This window comes from Croceicoccus bisphenolivorans (assembly GCF_001634625.1).
GTDB lineage: Bacteria > Pseudomonadota > Alphaproteobacteria > Sphingomonadales > Sphingomonadaceae > Croceicoccus > Croceicoccus bisphenolivorans.
This window is the reverse complement of the sequence record NZ_LRSE01000049.1, coordinates 1-1,694: the sequence shown is the minus strand read 5'-3', so window position 1 is coordinate 1,694 and position 1,694 is coordinate 1. Positions and strand designations below refer to the sequence as shown.

Below are 1,694 nucleotides of genomic sequence, written 5' to 3'. Positions count from 1 at the left end.
ACGGGCAACGGACGATTTAAATAATGCGGACGACGATAGAGGTGCAGTATAAAGGAGTATGTCGTTAGAACCAAAAAGGATAATTAATGAAAGTTTATTATGATCAATCTCCTGCTGGTGCAGGAAAAACGAAAAGGCAGGTGGAAGAAATAACATCTAAACTCGGAAAGTTTCTATTCTTTACCGAGAGAATCGCGAGCTTCGCCGAACTCGCCGCTCGGATCGGCGCGGAAGCTGCTCGCAATGGCATGTGCCCAATTATCGACTATGTGCATAGTGGCGAGCGTTTGGGGTCCGTTTCGCGCCAGATCGAGGAACTTCCTACACGACATCGAAATCACGATCATGTCATTGTCTTGGCAACGCATAGCGGGATGAAGCGCAGCGACCTGTCGGGGTTTATGGGTTGGGAAGTGATCGTTGACGAAGTTCCGCAGTTCCTCGACTTCGAGCAAAAATGCACTGGCTTGGATGTCCTGTTTTTTCAGCAACATTACAACCTTCACCCGCTGATCGGTTCATGGTCCTGCATAACGGCTAATCGCGCGGGGCTAGCGCTTACAGCACAACAGGTTCGGGCGTGCCAGTCGCATGATCATCTGGTCACATTCCATGAGAGAGTTCTTGAAGCATCCAAGGAAGGATCGAGTCGCCATATTTTGTGCAATCTCCCCGACTGGACATCGATGGCTGATGATAAAGTGGAATGGTGTTGGGCCAGCGCTTTCTCGTTGATGGAATTGTCCGCCTTCGACAAAGTTACGCTTCTGGGCAACCGCTTTCGAGCGGATATCGGAAGCAAGATTTCTGAGGCACTTACAGTCGAACCAATCGAATGGATTGAGCTTCCCAAGCTCACCGCGATGTCCAACTTCATGAGCCGTGTAGTCCACATCAGATACTTTTCCGAAGAGCGCGCCGCTTCCTCAAACCTGTTCAAGGGCAAAGACGGTGCGGAGATGCTCCCGGAAATTGGCAAAATCATTTCTCAAGAGATCAAAGATCAGGAATATATTTGGACAGCCAACGATGGCGTATCGCGCGCAGCGCTTGAAGCGGGTGGCATGAAGGAGGCCAATTACCTTTCGCCTCGGCAGGCGGGCACTAACAACTATCGTAATGTCAGCCACGCCGCCGTCATCTTTTCGGCAAAAGCTTCGCCAATGCTTGAGAGCCTGCTCAAATTTATGGGTATCGATCCAAGTGTCTGGGATGACAGTGTCGAGTGCGAAACCATCTTACAGTTTGTAACCCGAACCAGCGTGCGCGTCGAAGGGAACATGTCACCCGTCCAACTGTGGGTCTTTGATCGCCAGCAGGCGCAATACCTCAAAGATTATTTTGACGGCCTACCTTACGCGACCGCCACCCTTGAACGAATGGACAGCGGCCCGCCTGTGCCCGCGAAAGCCACGCCGGGGAGGAAGAAAGTTAAGCGATCACCTGAGGAGCATGCCGAGTATAAACGCGAACGCAGGCGCAAGGACGCAGAACGCAAACGCCGAGCTAGGGCGTTAGAACGCGAAGCGAAAAAAGCAGCCTAATTAGAGAGGCGAAAAAGGAGCGCGTCAGTGGCGGATTCGAAAGCAATCCTCACCGCGCGTTTCTCCCAACGCTCCATGGGCTGCCATGGTGCTTCGCAGTTTTCAGCACACCAGCGGCGCGCTGTCAACGGCGGCGTAAAAGTCGTCCAT

Annotated in this window: 1 protein-coding gene; it reads left to right on the top strand. The window is 52.3% G+C overall.

Going from position 1 to position 1,694, the window contains the following annotated elements:
• Positions 1-86 precede the first annotated feature (86 nt).
• On the top strand, positions 87-1,544 hold the full coding sequence (locus A7A77_RS18110; protein WP_156500675.1) for a hypothetical protein: 1,458 nt from the start codon (positions 87-89) through the stop codon (positions 1,542-1,544).
• The last annotated feature ends 150 nt before the right edge of the window (positions 1,545-1,694 follow it).

Bases quoted from the DNA above. Each gene is read 5' to 3' on its own strand.
- A7A77_RS18110 (WP_156500675.1), top strand. From the start codon at position 87: ATGAAAGTTTATTATGATCAATCTCCTGCTGGTGCAGGAAAAACGAAA.